This window comes from Nocardioides sp., assembly GCF_047606145.1.
In the GTDB taxonomy this organism is placed as follows: domain Bacteria; phylum Actinomycetota; class Actinomycetes; order Propionibacteriales; family Nocardioidaceae; genus Nocardioides.
This window is the reverse complement of sequence record NZ_JASGET010000023.1, coordinates 1-25,384: the sequence shown is the minus strand read 5'-3', so window position 1 is coordinate 25,384 and position 25,384 is coordinate 1. Positions and strand designations below refer to the sequence as shown.

Genomic DNA, 25,384 nt, shown 5'->3' with positions numbered 1-25,384 from the left:
GGACGGACGTGCGGCGGCTCAGATCCCCGGGTGGGTGAGCAGCTCCTCGACCGCCACCCGGGGGTTGAGCCGGGCGAGGCTGGTGATGATCAGCTCCCACTTCGCCGTCAGCACGTGGGAGGGCACGACCACCGCCACCGCCTGACGGGCACCGGTCGGTCCGATGAAGCCGGTGGCGGCCGCCGAGATGCCGGCGTCGTGCTCCCCGAGGTCGACGGCGATCCCGGTTCGTGCGATCCGGGGCAGCCCGGCCAGCAGCTCGGCGCGGTCGGTGATCGTCGCCGGGGTGAAGGCATGCAGGCGCGGGGGCACCAGCGCCTCGACCTGATCGTCGGGCAGGAGGGCGAGCAGTGCCTTGCCGATGCAGCTGGCGTGCAGCGAGAAGCTCTTGCCGATCTTGGTGACGCTCTTGAGCCTGGCCGGTGAGCCGATCTGGTCGACCACCACCACCTCACGACCGCTGAAGACCGCCAGGTCCACGTTCTCGTTGACCTCGCGGGCGAGGGCGGCCAGGCTCGCCCGGTTGGCGGCGAGGAGACGGAGGTGGGAGTTCATCCCGAACTTGAGCAGTCCGGGGCCGAGCAGGTAGCCGCGCTCGCCGGCCGCCCGGACGACGTACAGCTCGGCCTCCAGCTCCTGCAGCACTCGGTGGACCGAGGAGCGCGGCAGTCCGAGCTGCGCCGCGAGGTCGGAGATCGACAGCGGCCGCCGCGCCTCGGCGATCGCGTCGAGGATGAGCGAGGCACGGGCCAGGGTGATCATGGCCGCCGCGCCCTTCCGGTGCCGGGCAGGGTGGCGGTCGGTGTGCCGGTCGGTGTGCCGGTCAGTCCCTGGTCCATGTCCGGATCACCTGCAACTCGACCGGATGTGCGGTCGGTGACCCGTCGGGCCCGGGTCGTACGTCGGCCAGCAGCTCGTAGCGCCCGAGCGTGGTCAGCACCGGATCCGGAGCGAGCACCCAGCGGGTGTAGTGCGCGCTCGCGTGCCAGCGCGTCTGCTCGACGGGTGCGATCCGGATGTTGGTCAGGTCGTGGCGATGCGGCTCGGGCGCGGCCCAGAGCGCGGACAGGAACTCCCGGGCCGCGCTGCCGTCGGAGCCGGCCGCCGACTCGTCGAAGCCGCCGTGCGGGAAGGCGAGCCTGGCGCCGGCGAAGAGCGCGACGCCGGCCTCGACGTCCTTGGCGTCGGCGATGGCGCCGTAGCCGTAGAGGAACTCCTCGATCGCGTGCCGGGCCACCACCGCCGACGTCTCGTCGCTGCCCGAGGCCCCGGGCGCGTTCACCGGGCCGCCTGCCACTGGCGGACCCACGCCCGGCCGTAGTCGTTGCCGTGCGGGGTGCGCAGCACGGTGTGGATGTGGAACGGCTTGGGGGTGTCGTAGTCGAGGAAGACGCCACAGTGATGGTCGAGCTCGGCGATGACCACCGGCGACTGGATCCGGTAGTAGAACACCTCACCCGGCGCGTGAGCGCCGATCCAGCTGAACCAGGTCTCGTCCAGGTGCGCCTCGACCTCGCGCATCCGGGCCGCGCGCGGCCCGGCCGGCAGCAGCGCGGAGAACTCCTCGACCAGGTCGAGCACCAGGCGCTGCGCCCGCGGGGCGAGGTCGGCGACGCGCACGCCCTCGGGCGCGATCACCCGGTTGTCCTGGAACGCCCCGGCCAGATGTCGCTCGTCGCCGGGGTGCACCCGGCCCGCCGGCATCGCCGGGTCGACCATCTGCTGGTAGACGACCGCCGCGGCGCGCTGCTCGTCGGTGAGCAGCGCCATCAGCTCGACGGCCGGCGTGATCCGGCGCTCGAACGGGGTGCCGGGCGCGGCGTTCGGGCCCTCGTCGATCTGGTCCGGCTCCGCGCCGAGGAAGACCGGGCTCAGCGACATCCGGCCCTCCACCACCAGGCAGTTCACCGCGGCATGGTGCCCGTAGAGCTGCCATCCCCACGGCGCACGCGGATCGGGGGTGCCGTAGAGGGCGATGTTGTAGCTGAAGTCGTTGAGGATCGCCGGCAGCCCCACCACGTCGCCGAGGAAGCCGTTGATCAGCATCATCCGGCGGGTGATCTCGTAGCCCTCCGGGCTCAGCGAGGCCCGGACCAGGTCGAGCGCCGCCTGCCGCACCTCGGCAGGCTGGTAGTCGAGCCGCAGGCCGGTGTCGAACTGCATGAACTCCGGGTTGGCCCAGGTCTGCCATTCGGGGGCGTCGACCGGGTAGCAGAGCCGCTCCCGGGTCGCGTCGTCGAGCAGGCCGAGCAGCGCGTCCGCCGCGGTGATCATCGCCGCGACCGGTGCCTCCTCGCCTGGCCGTGCCGGGGTCAGCCGGTAGAGCCCGTCTCGCAGGGTCCCGTCCTCGGTCACCCCGCGGAACTCGTTGAGGTACAGCGGGGTCCAGCCCTCGATCAGGCCGCCGGTGAAGTCGTCGTGCCGGGCCACCTCGCGATAGGCATAGGCGTCCACTCCGACCAGATCCGCGATCCGCGGATGGCCCGGGGGGTAGAGGTAGCGGCGGAACTCCGCGGCGGAGGGGGACTTCGCGGGCGACATCGTGACTCCTTCGTCGGTGCTGCTCGGTGCTGCTCGGTGCTGCTCGGTGCTGCTCGGTGCTGTCAGGATGTGGGACTGTGATGACGTGCCACCGCGGCCCGGACCGCGTCCTCGTCGCCGGCCGCGATGGCCTCGACCAGCGCGACGTGGGCGCCATGCCGCTCGGCGCGGTAGGCGCACGAGTCGGCACCCTCGTCGTATGCCGCCGACGAACCGGTCAGGTGGCCGAGGGTGCCCACGTAGACGGCGCGAGCCATCGCGTTCGGGCTGATCCGGGCGATCCGCTCGTGCAGCGCCCAGTTGGCACTCATGAAGTCCGCCCAGTCCGCGGCCCGCCCCATGGTGTCCACCAGCCTGCGCAGCGCGCGCATGTCGGCGGCGGTGCGGGCCCGAGCCGCGCCCAGGTCGATGAGCAGCTCCAGGTGGTCGCGGAGCTCGATCGCCTCCGTCACCGTGGCGGGCTCCTCGTCGACGGCGAGCAGGGTGTGTCGCAGCCGGACGACCGGGCCGCGTTCGGCCACGAAGAGGCCGCCACCCCGCCCCGGCTTGATCCGGACCACGCCCCGGTCGCGCAGCAGCCGCACCGCCTCGCTCACCGTGGGTCGGGAGAAGCCGCTGGCGGTGGCCAAGTCGTCCAGCGTGCCCAACGCCTCGCCCGGGGAGAGCCGCTCCGTGTGCACCCGTTCCTCGACCGCGGCGGCGAGCTGCTCGGCGCGCGAGAGCGAGGCCGGCGCCAGATCGCGCAGCAGGGGACGGGGCATACTCGAGTTCTATCACAAATCACCTAAATGTTTTAGCCTGTTATCGCGGCGGCGGTCCGCCGGCGACAGATCGCCCGCATGGCGGGCCGGAGAGGGAGTTTCGATGACGCGCATCGTGGGAGTCCGCGGCGCCGACGGCGAGGTGCTGGTCGGCCGGTTGAGCGAGGACGGACAGGAGGTGGCGGTGATCGCCGGACTGGCGGAGTTCTGGACCGATGCCGCCGCCGCGATGCGCCGTACGCCGTCCGGACCGGTGCTGCCGGCGACGGGCGTCGACGCGGTCGAGCAGGTGCCGCCGGTGCTCCCGGGCGCCCGGGTGATCTGCATCGGGCTGAACTACCTCAAGCACGTCGCCGAGGGCAGCTTCGCCGACCAGGACCTGCCCGAACACCCGACGCTCTTCGCGCGCTGGCCCGCCTCGCTCACCGTCGGCGGCGCGGCGATCCCGGTGCCGGTCGACGAGGCCGGGCTGGACTGGGAGGGCGAGGTCGTCGCCTGGGTCGGCCAGACGCTGATCGACGCCGATCCGGACGAGGCGCTGGCGTCGGTGGTCGGCTACTCCACCTTCAACGACGTCACCGCCCGACGCGCGCAGAAGCTCACCTCGCAGTGGATCCTCGGCAAGAACGCCGATCGCTCCGGACCGCTCGGGCCGTTGGTGCCGGCCGAGGAGGTGGGCGACCTGCGCGACGGGCTGCGGGTGGTGACCCGGGTCAACGGCGAGGTGGTGCAGGACGGCACCACCGACCAGATGGTCTACACCGTGGGGGACACCCTGGCGCTCATCTCGCGGACGTTCACCGTTCGCCCCGGCGACCTGCTCGCGACCGGGACGCCGTCCGGGGTCGGCTACGCCCGGACCCCTCCGTGGCTGCTGCAGCCCGGCGACGTGGTCGAGGTCGAGGCCGAGCGGCTCGGCGTGCTCAGCAACCCGATCGTGGCCGGTGCCGAGCGTGCCGGTCTGGCCGAGGCGGGGAGGACCCGATGACCGGCCCGCTCGACGACATCGTGGTGGTCGACCTCTCCCGCGCGCTGGCGGGGCCGCACGCCACCATGATGCTGGGCGACCTCGGCGCCCGGGTGATCAAGATCGAGGCGCCCGGACGCGGTGACGACACCCGGGGCTGGGGGCCGCCGTTCGTGGCCCCCGAGGACGCGCCCGCGGACCGCGAGTCGACGTACTTCCTCTCGGCCAACCGCAACAAGGAGTCCATCGCGCTGGACCTCAAGGCCGAGGCCGACCTGGCCGTGCTGCACGGACTGATCCGGCGGGCCGACGTCCTGGTGGAGAACTTCCGCACCGGCGTGATGGAACGGCTCGGACTCGGCGCCGCCGACCTGGCCGAGCTGAACCCGCGACTGGTGGTGCTCTCCATCACCGGCTTCGGCCACGACGGGCCCGAGGGCGGCCGGGCGGGCTACGACCAGATCGCGCAGGGCGAGGGCGGGCTGATGTCGCTGACCGGCTCCGGCCCCGAGGACCCGCAGAAGTTCGGCACCCCGATCTGCGACCTGCTCTCCGGCATGTACGGCGCGTACGGCGTGCTGGCCGCGCTGCACGAGCGCGAGCGCACCGGTCGCGGTCAGGTCGTGCGCACCTCGCTGCTGGCCGCGGCCGTGGGCGTGCACGCCTTCCAGGGCACCCGCTGGACCGTCGCCGGCGAGGTCGGCCGGGCGGCCGGCAACCACCACGCCTCCATCTCGCCGTACGGCCTGTTCCGCTGTGCCGACGGCGCGGTCCAGATCGCGGTCGGCAGCGAGGCCCTGTGGCAGCGGTTCTGCGCCGCGTTCGGCCTCGACCCGGCCGCTCAGGGCTTCGCCACCAACCCCGACCGGGTGGAGCGGCGCGAGGAGGTGATCGCGCTGGTCGAGGGCGTGTTCGCCACCTGGAAGGCGACCGACCTGCTCGACCGGCTGGCCGAGGTCGGCATCCCGGCCGGGAAGGTGCGCAGCATCGACGAGGTCTACGCGTGGGACCAGACCCACAGTCAGGGACTGGTGATCGACGTCGACCACGCCACCCTCGGCCCCCTGCGGCTGCCCGGCCCGCCGCTGCGGTTCTTCGGCGCCGACGGCGTCGAGCGGACCCGCACCGATCACCGCCCGCCGCCGATCCTGGACGCCGACGCCGACCCGATCCGTACCTGGGTGAGCGGCGACGAGGCGTCGTGAGCGAACGCCCGCACCGTCCCGGCGCCTGGGAGCTGATCGAGACCTCGGTCGATCCGGATAGTTGGCAGAGCTGGGACGAGCCGATCGACCCCGCCCGCTACTCGGAGGTCTACGGCACGGATCCGGACTATCTCGCCGCCCTGGAGCGCGCCCGCGCGAGGGCCGGCACCGACGAGGCGGTGATCACCGGGCAGGCCGAGATCCAGGGCCACCCCGCCGCGCTGGTGGTCGGCGAGTTCGGCTTCCTCGGCGGTTCGGTGGGTCGGGTGACCGGCCTGCGGATCGCCGCCGCCGTACGCCGAGCCACCGCCGAGCGGCTGCCGTTGATCGCCGCCACCGCCTCCGGCGGCACCAGGATGCAGGAGGGCACGCCCGCCTTCGTCACGATGATCGAGATCTCCCGCGCGGTGGTCGCGCACAAGGCCGCCGGACTGCCCTACCTGGTCTATCTGCGGCACCCCACCACCGGTGGCGTCTTCGCCTCCTGGGGGTCGCTGGGCCACATCGGCGTCGCCGAGCCCGGCGCGCTGATCGGCTTCCTCGGCCCGGTGGTCTACGAGTCGCTGCACGGCAAGCCGTTCCCCGCCGGGGTCCAGGTCGCGGAGAACCTGGTCGCCAAGGGCATCCTGGACGCGGTGGTACCCCTCGCCGACCTGCCGAGTGTCGCCGCCCGCGCGCTCACCCTGCTCACCCCCTCCGCCGAGCAGAGCCAAATGGTCCCTCCTGGCAGCGCCGAGCAGAGGCAAATGGTTGCGGCAACGGATGCCGAACAGAGCCACGTGGTCCCTCCCGGAAGCGCCGAGCAGAGCCACATGGTCCTCCCGCCCTGGACCCCCGATCCCGACCAGGACGCCTGGGAGGCGATCCAGCTCACCCGGCGCATCGACCGGCCCGGCGTACGCGAGCTGCTCCGGTACGCCGCCGACGACGTCATCCCGCTCAACGGCACCCAGGCGGGGGAGTCGGCCGAGGCGCTCTTCACCGCGCTCGCCTCGATCGGCGGTCAGCGATGCGTGGTGGTCGGCCAGGATCGGCGTACCCAACTGGCACACGTGCCGCTCGGCCCCGCCGCGCTGCGCAGTGCCCGGCGCGGCATGCACATGGCCGACGAGCTCGGCCTGCCCCTGGTCTGCGTGGTCGACACACCCGGCGCCGACCTGTCCGCCGACGCCGAGGAGGGTGCGCTGGCCTCGGAGATCGCGCGCTGCCTGGCCGACCTGGTCTCGCTGCGGGTGCCGACCGTGTCGGTGATCCTGGGGGAGGGCTGTGGCGGCGGCGCGCTCGCGCTGCTGCCCGCCCGGCGGGTGATCGCGGCCGAGAACGGCTGGCTCTCGCCGCTCCCGCCGGAGGGCGCCAGCGCCATCCTGTACGGCGAGGTGTCCCACGCGCCGCAGATGGCCCGCCGCCAGCGGATCCGCTCGCAGGACCTGCTCGCCGACGGCACCGTGCACGTGCTGGTGCCGGAGCTGCCCGCCGCGCATCTCGACCCCGCGGGCTTCTGCCGGGCCGTCGGTGAGGAGATTGAAAGGCAGATCCGGGTTCAGTGAGAGAGGAGGATGTGAGTCCTGCGGGCCGTTCGTGAGAAATCCGTCTGACTCGAGCAGTCGGAGGATGCCAGAGCCCTTACCGTCGGTCCTCGTTTCTTACCCTCAGCCCGGCTACGCCGCGGTCCACCGCCGCGCCGGTACGAGCGGGGTCGATGGGTGCGGACGTGTCCGTCGACCGTTGATCTGATGGTGACCTGCTCATCCGACTGACCGGGTGCTGTAAGGGAGTAGTGCGCGTGCGCGGCACTCTCGCCGGTCGCGAACGGGATCGCGATGACGGCGGTTTGCTGTTGTCTTTGTACAACGAGTGACGTATAAAGCTGCAAAGGCTTCACCAGCGCAGACAACCGAGGGGCGGCAGTGGGCTTCGAGATCATCGAGACAATCGTCGCCGAACGTCCGGCCGAGAACGCGTCAGAGTTCATGGTGCCGACACGCGACGGCGTCCAGCTCGCGACCGACGTGTACCTCCCGGACCGGCCGGGCAGCCACGGAGCGATCTTGGTGCGGACGCCGTACGACAAGTCGAGCTTCTATACGGCCCTGAAGTTCGAGGCCGAGTACTTCTGCTCGCGCGGGTATGCATTCGTCGCCCAGGACGTCCGGGGCAAGTACGGCTCAACGGGTGCGACGATGCCCTACGCGTTCGACGTCGCGGACGGCTACGACACCGTCGAGTGGATTGTCCAGCAGCCGTGGTCCAACGGAAAGGTCGGCGTCATGGGCGCCTCGTACTACGGCTTCACCACGTGGGCGGCGGTCGCGTCAGGACATCCGGCTATCAGAGCAGCCATACCCATGGTGACCGGAATCGAGATGGGAGACGGCCACGTCGGAGCGCGCTGGCGCCACGACATCCAATCCTTCGCGTCCTTCAACGACCTCCTGCAGATCTGGAGCAACAACGACTGCTATCTCGCCGACGTCAACTGGGAGGACGAGACCGTCGCGGAGATCCTCGCGGACGCCCGTCGCCGGGTCGGGCCATGCATCGGAGCCGATCAAAAGCTGGCGCGCAGCCAGGACCAGGGCTGGTACAACCCCTATGGGGATCGACACCCCTACTACACGACGCAGATCCCTATCCTGCACTGGCAGAACTGGTACGACCCCGGTCTTGCGCCCGCCGGCATGAGGGACTGGCGCCACTTCCAGACGATCCCCGGGTCGCGGAATCTGCACTTCCTTCGTGTCGGCTCGGCCGACCACGGTGGCTACAAGCTATCCGACGTCGGGCGAGGCGATGAGGCGAACCCATATCTAGATGCCGGCGCCCTTCGCCGCAGAATCCAGGAGGAGTGCGCTGAGCAGGCGGACTTCTTCGACGAACACCTCGGCGACGTGGTGCCGTCAAGCCCGAGGCCGAGGGCGCGTTGGCATGTGGGACACGTCGGGTGGCAGGAGACGGACGCGTACCCGCCGTCCGGCACCATCAAGACTTTCCATCTCGCGGTCGGCGAGAACGGTGTTCATGAACTCGCCGACCGTGCGACGGACGAGTCTCGGGAGTTGGGTTGGCTCCACGACCCGGCATCGCCTGTTCCCTCGTCGGTGGACATGGAGGCCATCTGGTACTTCTGCGCGGCCTACCCCGACGAGCGCGCCTACGCCGGACGTAGTGATGTGCTCACGTTCCGCACCGCGCCGCTCGCTGAGGATCTGGACGTCGCGGGGCAACCGGTCCTCAAGGCACGGATCGACTTCTCCGGGCCATCAACGCATGTCCACCTCCGCCTCCACGACGTGTATCCCGACGGGGTCGCGCGCCCCATCTCGCAAGCTCGCGTCGCTCTCGGGCGTACGTCGCGTGACCGGATCGTGGTTCCTCTGGATGACAACGCATACCGCTTCAAGCGCGGCCACGCGCTGCAGTTGCTGGTGATGTCGAGCGACAGCCCGCACTACGTCGTGCATCCCGGCACCGACGAGAACCCGTTCCTTGCCACAACGAGGAAGGCGACCGAGCAGCGCCTGCATGTCGGCGGGGACGGCGGGGCGGTTCTCGAGCTCCTGCAGATCAAGGTCCAGGACCGATCGGCGGGTTGCTGACACCGGGTCGCTGCGTCTGTGCGGTTCATCGGCGAAGCATGTTCGATGTTCGTTCGCCTGGCATAGTATTCATATCGTTGTACAACTGTCGATGTATGTAGTTGAACGCTTACCGAGACCAGGAGTCAGCATGGCGGAAGACCTCATCTGGAAGACCGCGGCCGAGCTGGCCGAGCTGTACCGAAGTCGGGAGGTCTCTCCGGTCGAGGTCGTCGATGCTGTGCTCGACCGGATGGACCGGGTCCAGCCGGTGCTCAACATCATGGTGACCGGGACCGCCGAGCAGGCGAGGGCGGAGGCCGCCGCGGCGGAGAAGCGGTTCCAGATCGGCGATCAGCTTCCCCCGCTCTACGGCGTGCCGATCACGGTCAAGGACCTGGTCGACACCAGCGGCGTGCGCACGACCTATGGGTGCGTTGCCTTTGCGGATCACGTCCCCGATGAGGATGCGGTCGGGTGGGCAAGGCTGAGGGAGCAGGGAGTCATCCTGCTCGGCAAGACCACCACGCCGGAGTTCGGATTGCTCGGCGTGACCGAGAGCAAACTGACCGGCTCCACGAGCACGCCGTGGCGGCCCGGCTACAACTCCGGTGGGTCGAGTGGCGGCGCGGCAGCGGCGGTGGTGGCCGGTGTCGGGCCTATCGCCTGGGGCTCGGACGGTGGCGGCTCCATCCGAGTGCCCTCCTCGCTGTGTGGAGCTGTCGGGATCAAGCCGTCGATCGGCCGGATCCCCACCGCCGACGCCACCGATGGTGACGAGACGGAGGGGCCGATCGCGCGCACCGTCGTCGACGCCGCGATGGTCCTGGAGGCGACGTCGGGCCACCACCCCGGGGACCGTTTCTCGGTGCCGCGAGACACGCGCAGCTATGTCGAGGCCGCGACCTTGCCCGGCGATCTCACGGGCGTGCGCATCGCCGCCTGCTATGACCTCGGCCAAGGGGTGCTGGACTCGGAAGTACGACGTCTTTTTGCCGCCGCGCTCGATGACATGCGTGCCGCCGGGGCGAGCGTCGTGGAGGTCGGCATCGACCTGCCCGACACCGAGATCTTCTTTGACCACGTCAACGGTCACGCATATCAGGCGTTCGTCGAGGAGATGGCGGAATGGGGGATCGAGATCTGGCCGGCTGTGGCGGAGATGGCCAAGCGGGCCGACCCGGTGACCGGGCGGCAGGTGAGCGAGGCGTTCCGAAGCGGCAAGACTGCCATCTACCACGCCTTCCGTGATGCGATGGCCGGGGCAGACCTGATGGTCACCCCCACGACTGCGGTCCCCGCCTTTCCGCACGGTGGCGACCGCGGACCGGCCGGGGTGGTCGAGGGCGTCGAGATCCCGGGGCTAGGACATTTCGCGCACGCCATGACCGAGCCGCCCGCGCACGCCGGACTACCGGCGATCAGCGTCCCTGGTGGGTTCACGACCGACGGGCTCCCGATCGGCTTGCAGTTCATCGGGCCACTGTGGGCCGATGCCGACGTCATCTCGGCGGCAGCTCGTTACCAGCGAGCCACGGGATGGCACCTGTCCCATCCTGCACTCTGAGTGGCGTCCGGTCGGTGAGGTCTCTCTTGCTCGCGACACTCCGGCGCTCGAGTTGGACGAGACGGTCTCCACCCGGCTGCGGATCTCACAGAGTCGGATGGCGCTCGTGCCAGGCCGTGACGCGCTGATAGCGGGCGGCCGCGGCGATCACGGCCATGTCCGCGTAGAGCGGGCCGATCATCTGGAGCCCGACCGGCAGGTCGTCTGCGGTGAACCCGCACGGAACCGAGATCGCCGGAAGACAGGCATGGGACGGTGACTCGGTGTGGGAGTGCAGGAACCCGCCCGGCTCGGCGATCTCGACCCCATCGACGACGTCGACGCCCCCCTTGTCGCCCGCATGCGGGAAGGCTGGGATGGGTGTGGTCGGGGTCACGACGAGATCGAAGTCCTCGAACACGTCGGCGTAGGCGTTGTAGATCGAGGTCTTCCACTCTCGCACCGCGGAACTGATCTGTGCCGGGCTCAACATGCGAGCACGATCCGCGACCATCGACATCAGCGGCCACACCTCCAGTCCCTCTGTCCTCATCGCATCGACGAGGGTGATGTACCCAGGCCCCCAGTAGGGGACGAAGAAGTCCACCGCGGGCGGCAGTTGGATGTCGACCTCCTCGACCACGGCACCGGCGGTGCGCAGATCATCGAGCGACGCGTTGAAGATCCGACGGGTCTCGGGATCCAACGGTCCCTGGCAGAACTCGGCGTTCGCCGCGATCCGCATGCCGCTGAGATCGCCGTCCGTCAGGGCCGCTTCGACATAGCTCCCACCGAGCGCCGGTAGCGCGAAGTGGTCCCGCGGATGGGGACCGGCGGCGACGTCCATCATCAGCGCAGCATCGACCACCGTACGGGTGATGGGTCCCTCGGTGGAGTCAGGCTCGGCGTTGTCGCGGTGTGGGATGCGCCCGCTGGTCGGCTTGACTCCCACGGTTCCGCACAGCGAGGACGGCACCCGGATCGAACCGCCGCCGTCCGATCCCCACGAGACGGCCACCACCCCGGCCGCCGTGGCGGCCGCGGAGCCGCCGCTGGAACCGCCTGAGGACCTCGAGGGATCCCACGGTGTGCCGGTGGTGCCGGTCAGCTTGCTCTCCGTCACGCCCAGCGCGCCGAACTCCGGTGTGGTCGTCTTGCCGATCAGGATCGCGCCCGCCGCCTTGAGACGTGCCCATGCGATGCCGTCTTCGGTGGGCACGTGCTCGGCGTAGGCCACACAGCCGTACGTCGTCCGTACGCCGGCGGTATCGGTCAGGTCCTTGACCGCGATCGGAACCCCATACAGCGCCGGGAGGTCGTCGCCGTCGACAAGACGACGCTCGGCCTCCCTCGCCTGTTGGCGCGCCTGCTCAGCGGTCACCGTGACGAAGGCGTTGACCAGAGGCTGTACCTGTTCGAGACGCTCGAGCGACGCCTCGACCGCTTCCACCGGAGAGACCTCGCGGGCGCGGTACGCGCGGGCCAGGTCGTGGGCGCTGAGCCAGGCCAGGTCGTGGGTCATCGTGTGTCCTCCAGTTAGTATCGCTTACGTTACGTAACATCTGCAATATTACGTGTACGCAGGGAGGTGCATGTCAACGGTGTGTAACAAGTCGTCGCGATCTCGCCGAACCCGTTGGCTAAATATCGCATGCGTTGTATGTTGCATGTCACGTTACCCGCCTCGGGCGTCCACCTCAGGAGTTGTGATGTCGGCCTTCTCGCCACCAGCGTTCGTCCGCCGCAGTCGTCTGCTGATCGCCGTCGGCTGCGCGATCGCACTGACGAGCGCGTGCAGCGGCAGTGGCTCGTCGTCCATCGAGAAGTCGGTGGGCGACTCGGATCTGGTCAGCCAATTGGGCACGCCGACAGGACAGGTGGACACCATCAAGTGGAACCTGGACAGCGAGCCGGACAGTCTCGACCCGGACAACGCGGCGACGTACAGCTCCGGCACCGTCGTGCGCAACCTCTGCGACAGTCTCCTCACCCTCGACGCCGACTACAACATCAAGCCGAACCTCGCCACCTACAAAGTGGTGAGCCCGACCAAGGTCGTCTTCACGATCCGAGACGGCGTGAAGTTCTGGGACGGCAAGCCACTGACCGCGGCCGACGTCGCCTACAGCCTCAGGCGCGGGGCCGAGGCGAAGTACATCTCGGCGTTCATCTTCACCAATGTCAAGTCGATCGACGTCACCGGGACGAACAAGGTCACCGTGACCTTCACTCAGCCTGACGAGCTCTTCATCAGCGAGATGGCCTCCTCGGCGATCATGGAGAAGGCCTACACCGAGAAGGTCGGCAACAAGCTCGGGACGCCGAGCGGTGGCCTGATGTGCAGCGGCCCGTTCAAGCTCACGAAGTGGACCAGCGGCAGCAACCTGGTGATCACCCGTAACGGCCACTACTGGAACAAGGACCGCCTGCCCTACGCCAAGACCATCGATTTCTCCTTCATCACCGACGCCACCACGCTCGCCACCGCGCTGGACACCGGCGAGATCGACGGCGCCTACCAGATCTCGGCGTCCTCGGTGCCGACTCTGCAGAAGTCCTCGGCCGGACGCATCGTCTTCGGGTCGTCGATGGAGGGCGTCAGTCTGTACCAGGCAAACCCGACCGGCGAGTTCGCGAACGCCAAGGTCCGGGCGGCACTCCAGGTTGGCATCGACCGCGAGGCGTTGGCCACGGCGGTGTTCCATGGCGCCGCGTCCCCGCTCTACACCGGGCTCACCCCGGCCACTTGGCCGAACGACGAGAAGGCTGCCTATCAGACCGCCTACGATCAGTTCGCCAAGAGTCGTTCCTACGATCTCGAGAAGGCCAAGAAACTGGTCGCCGAATCCGGGTACGACGGTGGCGACATCGTGCTCGCCTATGCAGCGGGCGACAACACCGCCGCGCTGACCGCGCAGCTCGTCCAGCAGCAGGCGAAGGCGATCGGGCTCAGGATCACCCTCAAGGCGATGCAGCCGCTGGTCTTCGACCAGGCCGGATACGACGCCGGCAAGCGCAAGGGCTTGGACATCATGCTGAGCTCGAACTTCAACGCCGCCCACGACCCGATCGAGCCGATCGGGTTCACCTACCTGCCGGGTCAGGTCTACAACTACACCGACTTCGACAACCCGACCGCGACCAAGGACATCAGCCGGGCGAGTGCGACGTTCGACGATGCCAAGCGCGCGAAGCTGATCATCGATGCCCAGGAGCTCTATGAGGCGACCAACAGCGTGATCCCGTTGGTCTCGACCTATACGACGACGTTCCTGAACGACTCTCTGACCGGCGCGGTGACCTCTTTCGCCTACTGGTCGATGCCGTCGATGGCCTACATCGGGGCGGCGAGTTGATCCCGCCGCGGCGTGCCGGACGCCAGCGGGCGGGGTGGCGGCGATGAGCGTCCAGGTCGAGGCATCCGTCGCGCCGACCACCCGAGCCAAGGGCACGCGATCTGTCGTGTCCCGGATCGGTGGCACCGTCGCGGGCTCGGTCGGCACCGTTGTGGTGGCGTCCTTCGTCATCTTCGTCGCCTTGAGCTTCGCACCTGGAGATCCTGTGGCGGCCATCCTCGGAGCGAAGGCGACTCCGCAGGCGCGCGCCGCGATGCGTGAGAAGCTCGGCCTGGACGACCCGCTGCTGGTGCGCTACTGGCACTGGCTCGGCGACGCCGTCCACGGTGACTTCGGGACGTCACTGACCAAGCGCCAGGCGGTCACGTCTCTGCTGGGGCCGCGTATCGAGACCACCTTGCTGCTCGTCGTCCTGGCCGCGATCCTGCTCCTGGTGATCGGCATCGGGCTCGGTGTCCTGGGCGGGGTCAGTCGCCGCTGGCGCCCGATCGTCAGTGCCCTGGCCGGGCTGGGGATCGCGATTCCGACCTTCGTCGCGGCGAGCGTGCTGATCGGTGTCTTCGCCGTCGAACTCGGTTGGTTCCCGACCTACGGTGCGGGTTCCGGACTCGCCGACCGGATCCATCACCTGATCCTCCCCGCGATCGCGCTCTCGCTGGTCTCGGCCGCCTACGTCACGCAGCTGACCTCGGCTGCCGTCCGCGAGGAGCAGGGCAAGGAACACGTCGCGACCAGCGTGGGCCGTGGCATCCCGTGGCGCGTGATCGTGCGCCGCCACGTGCTGAGGAACGCCGCGCTCCCGGTGATGACCGCCTCTGGGCTCGCGATCGCCGGCCTGGTCGCTGGCTCGGTGATCGTCGAGGAGGCCTTCGGCATCGACGGCATCGGCTCGCTGCTGGTCACCAGCATCTCCGGCAAGGACTATCCCACGGTGCAGGCGATCAGCCTGATCATCGTCGTCGTGTTCGTCGTCGTGATGACGGTGATCGATATCGCCCAGGCCATGCTCGACCCACGCCTGAGGGAGTCCGATCGATGACCGCCATCTCGACCGACCTCTCCACGGTTCGGACCCGACGCCCCAAGGACTGGACCATGATCGTTGCGGGGACGATCTGTCTGCTGCTGATCACGGTCGCGATCCTCGGGCCGCTGCTCGCGCCGTACCCCTCCGACCAGACCGATGTGCTGGCCATCGGGCAAGGCCCGTCGGCGAGTCACCTGTTCGGTACCGACTCACTGGGCAGGGACATCTTCTCCCGCGTCCTCGTCGGCGCGCGTCTCAGCTTCGCGGCGCCGCTGCTGATCGTCCTACTGAGCGGCCTGATCGGCACCGCGATCGCGATCTTCTCGGCATGGAACGGCCGATGGGTGGACCGCGGCGTCAACCGGATCCTCAACGTCATCTTCGCGGTTCCCGGGATCCTGGTCGCGGTCATCGCCTCGGCCGTCTTCGGTGCCGGGTTCTGGGCTCCGGTGCTCGGGCTCTCTCTGGTCTACGTCCCCTACGTCGCCCGGGTCGTTCGCTCCGCGGCGGTCCGGGAGCGGCAGCTTCCCTACGTCGAGGGTCTCCAGCTCGCCGGCCTGTCGTCGTGGAGCATCTGCGCCAAGCACATCCTGCGCAACGTCGCCCCGCTCCTGCTCGCGCAGGCGACCATCGGATTCGGCAGTGCGCTGGTGGACTTCGCCGGCGTGTCGTTCGTCGGCCTCGGCGTCCAGGCGCCCGCCGCGGAGTGGGGGGTCATGGTCTCCGAGGGACGCTCCGAGGTGCTGGCGGGCGCCATCCAGCAGAGCCTGGCGGCCGGCATGTGCATCGTGGTCACGGTGGTGGCCTTCAACATCCTCGGCGATCGCCTCGTCAACCGGTTCGGAGGAGCGCAATGACCACAGTCTCGCCGGGTCCCGAGACTGGGGCGACCGAGGATGCCATGTCGCCGCTGCTCGCCATCGACGGCCTCCGGGTCGATCTGACATCCCGTACGCCGCATCTGCCGCTGGTCGATGACGTCAGTTTCACGGTCGGCCAGGGAGAGTCGGTGGGCCTGGTCGGCGAGTCCGGATCGGGCAAGTCGATGACGGTCAGGGCCGCGATGCGGTTGCTCCCCGACACCGTCGCGGCGACCGGTGGCATCCGCTTCGAGGGTCGCTCGGTGCTCGGCTTCTCCAGCCGCGAGCTGGCCCGCTACCGCGCGGGCGACGTGGCGATGATCCATCAGGACCCGCGGGCCCACACCAACCCACTGCACACGATCGGAGACTTCCTCATCGAGGGGACCGTCACCACCGGTCGTGCCGGGCGCAGGGAGGCTACCGAGGCCGCCTGCCAACTGCTGGCCGAGATGGGCATCGGCGATGCCCGGGCTCGACTCGACCAATACCCCCACCAGCTCTCCGGCGGTCTGTTGCAACGGGTGATGATCGCGATGGCGCTGATGAACAAGCCCATGCTCGTCTTCGCCGACGAGCCCACCACCGCACTCGACGTCACGGTCCAGTCCGAGGTGATGGCGATCCTCGTCGAGCAGATCGCAGAGCGTGACACCGGCATGGTCTTCATCACCCACGACCTCGATCTGGCCGCGGCGGTCACCGACACCCTCGTGGTCATGTACGCCGGCACCGTCGTCGAGCGCGGCGGATCGGCCATGTTGTACGACATCCCGCGTCACCCCTACACCGCAGCACTCCTGGCCGCGCGTCCCAGCACCACCGCGGTGAGGCGGCTCGTCGCCATCCCGGGCCGTCCGGCGGCGGCCTCCGAGGTCGGCGGTGGATGCGTCTTTGCCGCTCGTTGTCAGTTCGCCACCGAGCGGTGCCACATCGAACGACCGGAGCTGAGGTGGGTCGATGCTCGAGCGGTGGCCTGTCACCGTGCCGAGGAGATCGCCGATCGGGTCCAGGACCAGGCGAGTCGATGAGGACCACCCGAATGCACCGAGCCGTCCGCGCAACCTCGCACGCCGCAGAATCGGAGGCGCCTGTGGCCATCTCGAAGCGCGAGCCTGAGGTACTGCTCGAGGTCGCGCACCTGACGAAGGTCTTTCCCAGCCGTGAGCGACGGCCTCGTGCTGCCGTCGACGACGTGAGCTTCACCCTGCACCGGGGCGAGTCCCTCGCGATCGTCGGCGAGTCCGGTTCAGGCAAGACGACCACAGCCCGCGTCGTCGCAGGCCTGGAGACCGCGACGGCCGGGTCGGTGCGACTCGCTCGGTCCGCGGACGCCGCACGTCGCGGTCCGGATGCTCGCGAGGTCCAGATGGTCTTCCAGGACCCGTTCGGATCGCTGGATCCACGGCAGCGGGTGGGTGCCGGGCTCAAGGAGCTCCTCCGACGACACTTCCGCCTGAGTCGCCGCGAACTCGAGGCACGTGTGACGCGACTGTTGGAGCAGGTCGGGCTCGATGGTCGCCACGCGGACCAACTGCCACGCTCGCTCTCCGGCGGGCAGCGACAGCGCGTCGCCATCGCGCGGGCACTCGCCCCGGAGCCGCAGATCCTCATCCTCGACGAAGCGGTCTCCGCGCTCGACGTCAGCGTCCAGGCACAGGTGCTCAACCTGCTTGCCGACATCCGGGCCACCTCGGAGATCTCCTATCTCTTCGTCTCCCACGATCTCGGGGTCGTCCGACAGGTCACCGACACCTGTCTCGTGCTGTGCCAGGGGCGGGTGGTCGAGTACGGCGCCACCTCGCAGGTGCTCGACGACCCACAAGACCCCTACACCCAGGCGCTGCTGGCGGCCGTCCCCCAACCCGGCTGGAAGCCGTCCAGGCGTCGCCCGGTCGGCTGAGCCGGCATGCCGCTCGCCCCCGAGCCAGTCCCGTTCCCGTCGGTCGGTACGCATCCGGCCCGACCACGCCTGCCAGGAGAGAACCATGAAACTGCCGATGACGCTCGATGCCGAGCAGGAGCACATGTTGTCCATGTCGATGCCACAGCTCCTCGACCACGCCGCCGAGCGGTGGCCGGACAACGACGCCATCGTCTTCATCGAGGGCTCGGACGTTCGGGTGACCTGGTCGCAGTTCCGCGATGATGTCGTACGGCTGCGCAGCGGACTCGACGCCGCCGGGGTGCGCGCGGGGGAGAAGATCGGCCTGCTGCTGCACAACCAGTATGAGTTCCCGCTCAGCTGGTTCGCCGTCGGAGCGCTCGGCGCGGTCGTCGTACCGCTGAACCCCAAGTACACCCCGCGTGAGATCGAGTTCGTGCTGGCCGATGCCGGTGCGACGTGGTTGATCGGTGCGGCCGACACCCTGTCCGCGCATGTCGGCGACACCGGTCTCGGTCCGGTGTCGGTGGATCACGTCGTGGCGGTCGGCGGTGCCGTGGAGGGCGCTCTCTCGTTCACGACGTTGATGGCAGGCGAGCCCCAGGTCGCCGATTTCGTCCCCGAGCCGGACGATCTGGTGAACATCCAGTTCACCTCCGGCACCACCGGGCTGCCGAAGGGCTGCATGCTCACCCACCGTTACTGGGTGGAACTCGGCGTCTACGGGTCGGCTCTGTTCCATGAGGCACGACGCACGTTGGCCGATCACGCTTTCTACTACATGCAGAATCAGGCCTACCTGGCCAGCGCGATGTGCGTGGGTGGGGCGATCTATGTCACCCAGGGGCTCAGCCGCCGCAAGTTCATGGACTGGCTGGTCGACCACCAGATCGACATGGCTTGGATCGACGAAGGCATGCTCGACTTCCCGGAGAGCGATGCGGATCGGCGACTGGCACTCAAGCGCGCGCCGGTCATGGCCGTGCCCAAGGAACTCCATGCGGCGTTGGAGAAACGCTTCGACCTCCAGGCCCGGGACCTGTATGCCAGCACCGAGCTGGGTAACGGCACCGTGGTCCCCTGGGACCGGGTCGACATGGTGGGCTCGGGGTCGATGGGCCTGTGCTTCCCGAACCGAGAGTCGAAGCTCGTCGACGCCGACCTCAATGAGGTCGAGCCGGGCGAGATCGGGGAGCTGTGCATGCGGGGCCGCGGCATCATGCTCGGCTATCACAACCGCCCCGAGGTCAACGCAGAGCTGTTCCTGCCCGGCGGCTGGTTCCGCACGGGTGACCTGGTACGCAAGGACGCGGAGGGCTTCCACTTCTACGTCGGCCGCACGCGGGACATCATCCGCCGCAGCGGCGAGAGCATCGCCGCCGGCGAGGTCGAGGGTGTCCTGGAGGCGATGCCGCAGATCGATGACGTCGCCGTGATAGCTGTTCCCGATGCCAGCCGCGACGAAGAGGTCAAGGCCATCGTCGTACTCGCCGACGATGTGGCTGCGACGCCCGAGGAGGTCGTGGCCTGGGCGCGCCGGGGACTTGCTCCCTTCAAGCTTCCCCGATACGTCGAATTCCGCGACGAGCTCCCGTACACGGGCAGCGGGAAGATCGCCAAGGGAGCCCTTCGAGACGAGGAGCCGTTCGGGCCCGCGGTCACCGATGTGCTCGGCCCCGGGCCCCGTCGGTAGGCCGTTGCCATGACCTATGCTGTCACTAGTGTTGTAGAACGACCTATATACAAAGGGGGGCCGGTCGTGCCGCGCTATGTCGATGCCGAGCAACGGAGGACGGACATTCTCCAGGCGGCCTCCGAGGCGCTCGCCGAAGAGGGTTATGGCCGGCTGAGCCTGCGTGGACTGGCGCGCCGGATGGGTGGGTCCAGCACGCTCGTCACGCACTATTTCGCGACGAAGGAGGACTTGATCTCCGGCCTGGTGGATCGGGTGCTCGCCGAGGCCGAGCAGGCGCGGGGCGAGTTGGCTGCGATCCGCGACCCGGTCGAGCGGGTCAGATCCCTGCTGCATGACTTCCTGCCCGATGCCGAGGAGACCCGCCGACAAGAGGGCGTTCGAGTCGCGCTGGTCTCCTACAAGGACACCGAGCCGGCCATCGCCTCGTTCTTCGAGAGGATCGAGCCGAGCATGCGGTCCTTCATCCGCAGCGGCCTCGAAGGGGCGGTGGAGCCTGACCGACTCGAGGATCTGATCGACACGGTGCGGGTGTGGGTCAGCGGCATGGTGCTCTCCGCGGTCGAACACCCCGAGATCTGGACCCCGCAACGACAGCACCGAGCATGTGAGCAGTTCTTGGGACTGCTCCCACTCGTCGACGGCGCCTCGCCCGACTGTTCCACGGGCATACACAGCGACTCGGTCGCAGGATGAGGAGAATGATATGACAACTGAGCACCGCGCCTTCGCCGATCTTCCCTTCAGTGTCGGACAGGTCGTGCGAGGTGAACCGTTCACGGTGAGCGAGGAGGACTCCGATCACTTCGAGCGGGGCACCTGGCTCGATCGGGCCTACCCCGAGGGGGATGTCCCCGAGTTCCCCGACACCCTGATCGAGGGCTTCCACCTCCTCTCGCTGCTCGACGCGGTTGCGCGCTTCGCGGCCGGCGAGGCCGCGCACGACATGTGGGGGCTCAACTATGGCCTCGACAAGGTCCGATGGGTCTCCCAGATCCACCGCGGCGATCGGATCGTCCCAACCTTCGAGGTCCTTGACGTCCAGCCGAAGGACGGCGGATTCAAGGTGCTGCGACGGTGTGTCTACACCGTCGAGGGCAACCAGGTGCCGGCGATGGTCGCCGACTGGTGGACCTACGCACTTCCCCGCGGCGAGTTCGAGAAGGGTCGGCATGGCTGAGCTCGCGCCGGCCTTCGTGTCATCCGTGCGGTGGCCGGCCGACTTCCCCGACACCTGGCGGGGCTGTCCGCGGCTCCCACTGATGGAGGTGCTGCTCTCCGGGTTCAATCGGTTCCCAGATCGTGCCGCACTGGTTTTCGACGACGGTGTCGAGATCACCAACGCTGAGCTCCGAGCCCACGTGGAACGCTTCGCGGCGGCGTTGGCTCCCTATGTCGGCGTGGGCGATCGGGTCGCGTTGGCGATGGGGAACCGTACGGAGTACGTCATCGCCGATCTCGCGATCCTCGCCAACCGTGGAGTGGTGGTCTCACTGAGCCCGGAGATCGGCACGCACGAGGCCGCCTACGTCGTCGGCGACTCCGCCTGCGTGCTGGCGATCACCGACGAGCTCTCCGAACCGACGTTCCGCGACCTCCTCGGCAAGGACAACTCCCTGCGCCACGTCATCCGCGTCGAAGGTGAGGAGCCGAACGGCTTCGCGGCGCACTGTGCGGGAATCGAGCCGGCCGATCTGAGTGCCATCGGAGCGAAGGTCACCGACCTCGTCGACATCGGCTACACCTCGGGCACGACCGGTCTGCCCAAGGCCCTGGGCGGGAGTCACCTGGAGACCCTGCGCTACGTCGACATCGGAGTGCGGTTGCGGTACGCCGATCCCGAGGACGGACGCCGGGTGCTCTACCCACTCCAGTTCCACTACGGCGACCCGCTCACCGCGCTCTACACCGCGATCTATGCCGGCACCACGGTGATCGTGATGCGTCGGTTCAGCGCTTCGCGGTTCTGGCAGGTGGCGAAGGACCTTCGGGCTACCGAGATCGTCACCATCGGCTCGATCCCCGACATGCTGCTCAGCCAGCCGGAGAGTCCAGCGGATCGTGACCACTCCGTCCGCAGCGCGATCGCCCTGGCGATCCCACCAGCCCGGCACGCCGAACTCGAGCGCCGTTTCGGGTGCGCCTGGCGGGAGGCCTATGGGTCTTCGGAGTCGGGACCGGCGATCTCGATGCCACCCGAGGTCGCGCCGGCGTACGTCGGTACCGGAGCCCTCGGCATTCCGTATCCCGACGTGGAGGCGCGGCTGGTCGACGTCGATGGCGCGGTCGTCGACGGGCCGGGCATTGGCGAACTGGAGCTCACCGGCCAGGTCGTCTTCGCCGGGTACATCGGCAATGACGACGCGACCGCGGAGGTCATGCACGACGGCTGGCTGCGCACGGGCGACATCATGCGCCGCGACGAGCGTGGCGTGTACTACTTCGAGGCGCGTCGCAAGGAGATCATCCGACGCAGCGGTGTCAACGTCGCTCCCGCCGAGGTCGAGGCCGTGCTGCGCCTGCACCCCAGTGTCCTCGACGCGGCCGTCGTACCCGTCGCCGACGAGATGATGGGGGAGGAGATCAAGGCATACGTCGAACTCGCCGAGGGCGCGGTCTTCGACCCCGTCGAGCTCGTCGATTTCTGTGGTGCTCGGTTAGCGCGGCAGAAGGTGCCGCGCTATCTGGAACACCGTGCGACGCCGTTCCCCCGGACACCGACCCAGCGGATCCCCAAGAGCCAGCTCAAGGTCGGCGGCGAGCATCGCACCGACACCGCGTGGGACCGCCTCGAGCACCAGTAGATGTCTCGTCAGATATCTCGTCCGAGATCGGCCCGCCGGTAGGGTGCGGCTCGGGTCCATGTTGGCGGAACCCGTACGAGAGCCGACCGCGAGAGAGGCGACATGCCGCGTCACGTCGACCATGAGAAGCGCCGGATGGAGATCATCTGGGCGACCAAGGAACTGATCGCCGAACGAGGCATCGCCGGCGTGAGCTTCCGCGAGATCGGTCGGCGGATGGGTGGATCCTCGACCCTGGTCACCCACTACTTCCCGACCGTGAGCGACCTGTTCCACGAAATGGCGGTGGCGGCAGTCGAGACGTGGCAGGAGGAACTGCGCAAGATCGAGGAGAAGTATCCCGATCCCGCCCAGCGACTCAACGTCATCCTCTTCGAGTGGCTGTTGCCCCTCTCGGGCGAGGAACTGGTCAACGAGCGTGCCCGGATCAACCTCGTCGCGGCTGGTCTTCAGGGCCAGGACATCCAGGAGTTGCTCGACCTGTGGGAGACAGGCGTCAAAGAGGTTCTCCGGCCTACGCTTGGCTCTCTGGTCGAGAAGAACAAGGTCGAGCAGTACGCCGACGCGCTGCGGGTCGCCTTCAACGGCTTGGCGCTGAGCACCGTCGAGCATCCCAACCACTGGACCGTGCGCCGGCAACGCGCGACCTTCCGCACGATCGTGGAGGGCCTGGGCCTTCCGATCGTGCCCACCAGGCCGCGGCTACCGGCGCCGGACAACGCCGCTCGGGGCTAGGTCGTGCGGTCGAGCCGACGGCCCAACCCGCCGACGAGTTCGCGCGGGTGCGGTGCCACCGTCCGACGACTCGGCGGTTCAGCAGTCGGACTCTTTCAATGAGTGAGAAGGAGTCTATCCGCTTGATGTGACGGTCGACACGCTTGTCGGCATGTCAGTCCCCGAAGCGAACGTCTCGCCGGTCGGTCTCTCCGCGGTGCCGGGCGTGCCCGGTCGCCGATGGGGCCGATCGGATGCGCGGTGGTGTGTGGCGCTGGCAGAGAGGGCCACGCAGTGACACTCCAGCACGGACTCGCCGAGCTCCCCGGCGAGGTTGACGTCCTGATCGCCGGCGGCGGGCCCAGCGGGCTGTTCCTGGCGGCGGACCTGGCCGCGCAGGGGGTGAGGTCGCTGGTGGTCGAGCCGCGCACCGAGCTGGACTGGCTGCACCCGCGGGCCAAGACCACCAACGCCCGCACCATGACGCATCTGCGCCGCCTCGGCCTGGCCGACCGGCTGCGAGCCGCGTCGCCGCTGTCGGTCGCCTACTCCGACAGCGTGGCCTTCTGCACCTCGCTGACCGGGCACGAGCTGATCCGCTTCACCGAGGCCTTCCAACTGCGCGCCGGCGCCTATCCATGGCAGCCCGAGTGCGGGCAGCAGGTGGCCCAGCCGGTGGTCGAGGAGGTGCTGCGCGCCGCGGTCGTCGAGAGCGAGCGGGCGACCCTCGCGCTCGGGGTGTGCTTCGCGGCCAGCGAGGAGCCCGGCGTCGTACGGCTCGAGGCCGGTGGCGCGTCCCGGCGGGTGCGCTGCCGGTACCTGGTCGGTGCCGACGGGATCTCCTCGGCGGTGCGGCGCGGCCTCGGCGTACGCCTGGAGGGATCCTCGGCGGCCAAGTCCAACCTCGGTGTGCTGTTCCGCTCCACGCGGCTGGCCGACCTGGTGACCGTGCCGCCGGCCGTGCAGTGGTGGGTGGTCGGGCGGACCTACGCCGGCATGATCGGTCAGCTGGACACCGACGGCACCTGGTGGTCGATCATCCAGGGGTACGACGCCGAGGCGCCGCACTTCGCCGAGGTGGAGCGCGAGCGGGTCATCGCCGAGCTGATCGGCCTCGACCCCGGCGACCTCGAGGTCCTCGCCGAGGATCCGTGGACCGCACGGATGCTCCTCTCGCCCACCTACCGGGTCGGCGACACCTTCCTGGTCGGCGACGCCGCGCACGCCAACCCGCCCTGGGGCGGGCACGGCTTCAACACCTGCATCGGCGACGCCGCCAACCTGGCCTGGAAGCTGGCCGCCGTGCTGCACGGCTGGGCGGGCGAGGCGCTGCTGGACAGCTACGAGGCCGAGCGGCGGCCGGTGGCGCGACGCACCATCGATGACGCCGCCACCAACGGGACCGCCCTGGCCGACGACTTCATCGACCCCGACCTCGACGCCGACACCCCGGCCGGCGAGGCGGCCCGCGCCCGGGCCGCGCAGGCGCTGGCGGTGAAGGAGTCGGAGTTCCACTCGCTCGGGCTCGTGCTCGGCTACGCCTACCCGGACTCTCCGGTGATCACCCCGGCCGGCGCGCGGGCCCCTGCCCCGGATCCGGTCCGCTACACGCCGTCCGCGGCGCCGGGCTGCCTGCTGCCACACCGGTGGCTGCCCGACGGCACCTCGCTCTACGACGCCCTGGGAGGCGGCCTCACGCTACTGGTCGACGCCGGGGCGGGGGACCCGGTCGCGGCCGCCGACGCGGTGGCGGGTGTCGTCGACGCGACAAAGGTGCCGGTGTCGGTCTCGGTGATCGATGGTCCCGGGTCGGACGCGGACTGGGCGGCGGCGTACGTGCTGGTCCGCCCGGACCAGCACGTCGCCTGGCGCGGCTCGACCCTGGCCGAGCTGCCGGCGGCGGTGCGGCGCGCGGTCGGATGTGCGGTCGGGTGTGCGGTCGGTCGTCCCGGGCGCTGATCGCCCGAGCCCACCGGCTACAGCCGCTCGCGGAAGAACGCCACGGTGCGGCTCAGCGCATCGGCGGCGACGTCCGGCGTGCCGAGCCACATGTGGTCGGCGCCAGCGTAGGTGTGCAGCGAGACGTCTCCGCCCGCGGCACGCAGCGCGGCCTCGAGCCGCCTGCTCTGATCGGTCGGCATCATCCGGTCGGCCTCGCCGTGCAGCAGCAGGTACGCCGGCAGCGTCGCGCCGTCGGCCGGGACCTGCCGCGCCGGACTGGCCGAGACGGCGGCGTCGGTGAGCGTGGTGACCGGCCCGCCGAGCAGCAGCGCCTCGCGGCTGTCGGTGGCGTCCGGGTCGGCACCGAGCGCGGGCGCGATCGCTGGCAGATCGGTGGCCGGATACCAGCACACCGCCGCCCCGACCCCGCCGCGCAGGCCGAGCAACGCGGCGAGTTGGCCGCCGGCCGACTCGCCCCAGACGCCGAGACGCCCCGGGGCGCGGAGGTC

22 protein-coding genes are annotated in these 25,384 nt (G+C 69.3%); 16 read left to right on the top strand and 6 right to left on the bottom strand.

Translation table 11 applies throughout. The features are described from left to right. Positions 1–18: 18 nt before the first annotated feature. The 4 genes from QM638_RS03740 to QM638_RS03725 all read right to left on the bottom strand — a co-directional run bounded on the left by QM638_RS03740 (position 19) and on the right by QM638_RS03725 (position 3,302). Positions 19–762, bottom strand: coding sequence for an IclR family transcriptional regulator (locus QM638_RS03740; RefSeq protein WP_415140596.1), 744 nt, complete (start codon positions 760–762; stop codon positions 19–21). A gap of 61 nt (positions 763–823) precedes the next feature. Then, positions 824–1,282: a nuclear transport factor 2 family protein gene (locus QM638_RS03735; RefSeq protein ID WP_415140595.1), complete on the bottom strand. Its 459-nt coding sequence runs from the start codon at positions 1,280–1,282 to the stop codon at positions 824–826. Next, a complete protein-coding gene (locus QM638_RS03730) occupies positions 1,279–2,541 on the bottom strand; it encodes a DUF3500 domain-containing protein (protein ID WP_415140594.1) in 1,263 nt (420 codons plus the stop codon). Before QM638_RS03730 ends, QM638_RS03735 begins: the two co-directional genes overlap by 4 nt. Before the next feature lie 62 nt (positions 2,542–2,603). Then, positions 2,604–3,302, bottom strand: coding sequence for a FadR/GntR family transcriptional regulator (locus QM638_RS03725; protein ID WP_415140593.1), 699 nt, complete (start codon positions 3,300–3,302; stop codon positions 2,604–2,606). Positions 3,303–3,405: 103 nt separating this feature from the next. Here QM638_RS03725 and QM638_RS03720 point away from each other — a divergent pair, with 103 nt between their 5' ends. From QM638_RS03720 to QM638_RS03700, 5 genes are all read left to right on the top strand, one after another. After that, a complete protein-coding gene (locus QM638_RS03720; protein ID WP_415140592.1) occupies positions 3,406–4,290 on the top strand; it encodes a fumarylacetoacetate hydrolase family protein in 885 nt (294 codons plus the stop codon). Beyond that, complete coding sequence (locus tag QM638_RS03715; protein WP_415140591.1) at positions 4,287–5,474, top strand: CaiB/BaiF CoA transferase family protein; 1,188 nt, start codon at positions 4,287–4,289, stop codon at positions 5,472–5,474. Before QM638_RS03720 ends, QM638_RS03715 begins: the two co-directional genes overlap by 4 nt. Further along, a complete protein-coding gene (locus tag QM638_RS03710) occupies positions 5,471–7,021 on the top strand; it encodes a carboxyl transferase domain-containing protein (RefSeq protein WP_415140590.1) in 1,551 nt (516 codons plus the stop codon). Before QM638_RS03715 ends, QM638_RS03710 begins: the two co-directional genes overlap by 4 nt. 360 nt (positions 7,022–7,381) lie before the next feature. Next, entirely contained in the window at positions 7,382–9,070 is a 1,689-nt protein-coding gene (locus QM638_RS03705) for a CocE/NonD family hydrolase (protein WP_415140589.1), read from the top strand. Beyond that, positions 8,997–10,616, top strand: a complete 1,620-nt coding sequence (locus QM638_RS03700) for an amidase (protein WP_415140588.1) — start codon at positions 8,997–8,999, stop codon at positions 10,614–10,616. Before QM638_RS03705 ends, QM638_RS03700 begins: the two co-directional genes overlap by 74 nt. Before the next feature lie 85 nt (positions 10,617–10,701). Here QM638_RS03700 and QM638_RS03695 read toward each other — a convergent pair whose 3' ends face one another. Next, entirely contained in the window at positions 10,702–12,117 is a 1,416-nt protein-coding gene (locus tag QM638_RS03695; protein WP_415140587.1) for an amidase, read from the bottom strand. Positions 12,118–12,304: 187 nt separating this feature from the next. Between QM638_RS03695 and QM638_RS03690 the strand changes: the two genes are divergently transcribed. The 11 genes from QM638_RS03690 to QM638_RS03640 all read left to right on the top strand — a co-directional run bounded on the left by QM638_RS03690 (position 12,305) and on the right by QM638_RS03640 (position 24,893). Next, complete coding sequence (locus QM638_RS03690; RefSeq protein ID WP_415140586.1) at positions 12,305–13,951, top strand: ABC transporter substrate-binding protein; 1,647 nt, start codon at positions 12,305–12,307, stop codon at positions 13,949–13,951. A 43-nt stretch (positions 13,952–13,994) separates the two neighbouring features. Continuing rightward, complete coding sequence (locus QM638_RS03685) at positions 13,995–14,990, top strand: ABC transporter permease (protein WP_415140585.1); 996 nt, start codon at positions 13,995–13,997, stop codon at positions 14,988–14,990. Next, a complete protein-coding gene (locus QM638_RS03680; protein ID WP_415140584.1) occupies positions 14,987–15,835 on the top strand; it encodes an ABC transporter permease in 849 nt (282 codons plus the stop codon). The genes QM638_RS03685 and QM638_RS03680 overlap by 4 nt, the downstream gene beginning before the upstream one ends. Further along, positions 15,832–16,869, top strand: coding sequence for an ABC transporter ATP-binding protein (locus QM638_RS03675; RefSeq protein WP_415140583.1), 1,038 nt, complete (start codon positions 15,832–15,834; stop codon positions 16,867–16,869). Before QM638_RS03680 ends, QM638_RS03675 begins: the two co-directional genes overlap by 4 nt. A gap of 62 nt (positions 16,870–16,931) precedes the next feature. After that, complete coding sequence (locus QM638_RS03670) at positions 16,932–17,741, top strand: ABC transporter ATP-binding protein (RefSeq protein ID WP_415140582.1); 810 nt, start codon at positions 16,932–16,934, stop codon at positions 17,739–17,741. An 85-nt stretch (positions 17,742–17,826) separates the two neighbouring features. After that, positions 17,827–19,416, top strand: a complete 1,590-nt coding sequence (locus QM638_RS03665; protein WP_415140581.1) for a class I adenylate-forming enzyme family protein — start codon at positions 17,827–17,829, stop codon at positions 19,414–19,416. 9 nt (positions 19,417–19,425) lie between these two features. Then, positions 19,426–20,112 (top strand): TetR/AcrR family transcriptional regulator, encoded by a 687-nt coding sequence (locus QM638_RS03660; RefSeq protein ID WP_415140580.1) that lies wholly within the window; start codon positions 19,426–19,428, stop codon positions 20,110–20,112. Positions 20,113–20,122: 10 nt separating this feature from the next. Beyond that, entirely contained in the window at positions 20,123–20,596 is a 474-nt protein-coding gene (locus QM638_RS03655) for a MaoC family dehydratase (protein WP_415140579.1), read from the top strand. Further along, on the top strand, positions 20,589–22,220 hold the full coding sequence (locus QM638_RS03650) for a class I adenylate-forming enzyme family protein (RefSeq protein WP_415140578.1): 1,632 nt from the start codon (positions 20,589–20,591) through the stop codon (positions 22,218–22,220). Before QM638_RS03655 ends, QM638_RS03650 begins: the two co-directional genes overlap by 8 nt. A gap of 135 nt (positions 22,221–22,355) precedes the next feature. Beyond that, positions 22,356–22,955: a TetR/AcrR family transcriptional regulator gene (locus QM638_RS03645; protein WP_415140577.1), complete on the top strand. Its 600-nt coding sequence runs from the start codon at positions 22,356–22,358 to the stop codon at positions 22,953–22,955. A 273-nt stretch (positions 22,956–23,228) separates the two neighbouring features. Then, the gene (locus QM638_RS03640; RefSeq protein ID WP_415140576.1) at positions 23,229–24,893 is read left to right on the top strand and encodes an FAD-dependent monooxygenase; all 1,665 of its coding nucleotides are present in this window, start codon (positions 23,229–23,231) and stop codon (positions 24,891–24,893) included. 17 nt (positions 24,894–24,910) lie between these two features. On the opposite strand, the gene QM638_RS03635 is transcribed toward QM638_RS03640, so the two are convergent. Continuing rightward, positions 24,911–25,384 (bottom strand): alpha/beta hydrolase (locus QM638_RS03635; RefSeq protein WP_415140575.1); only part of this gene is annotated, 474 nt, incomplete at its 5' end.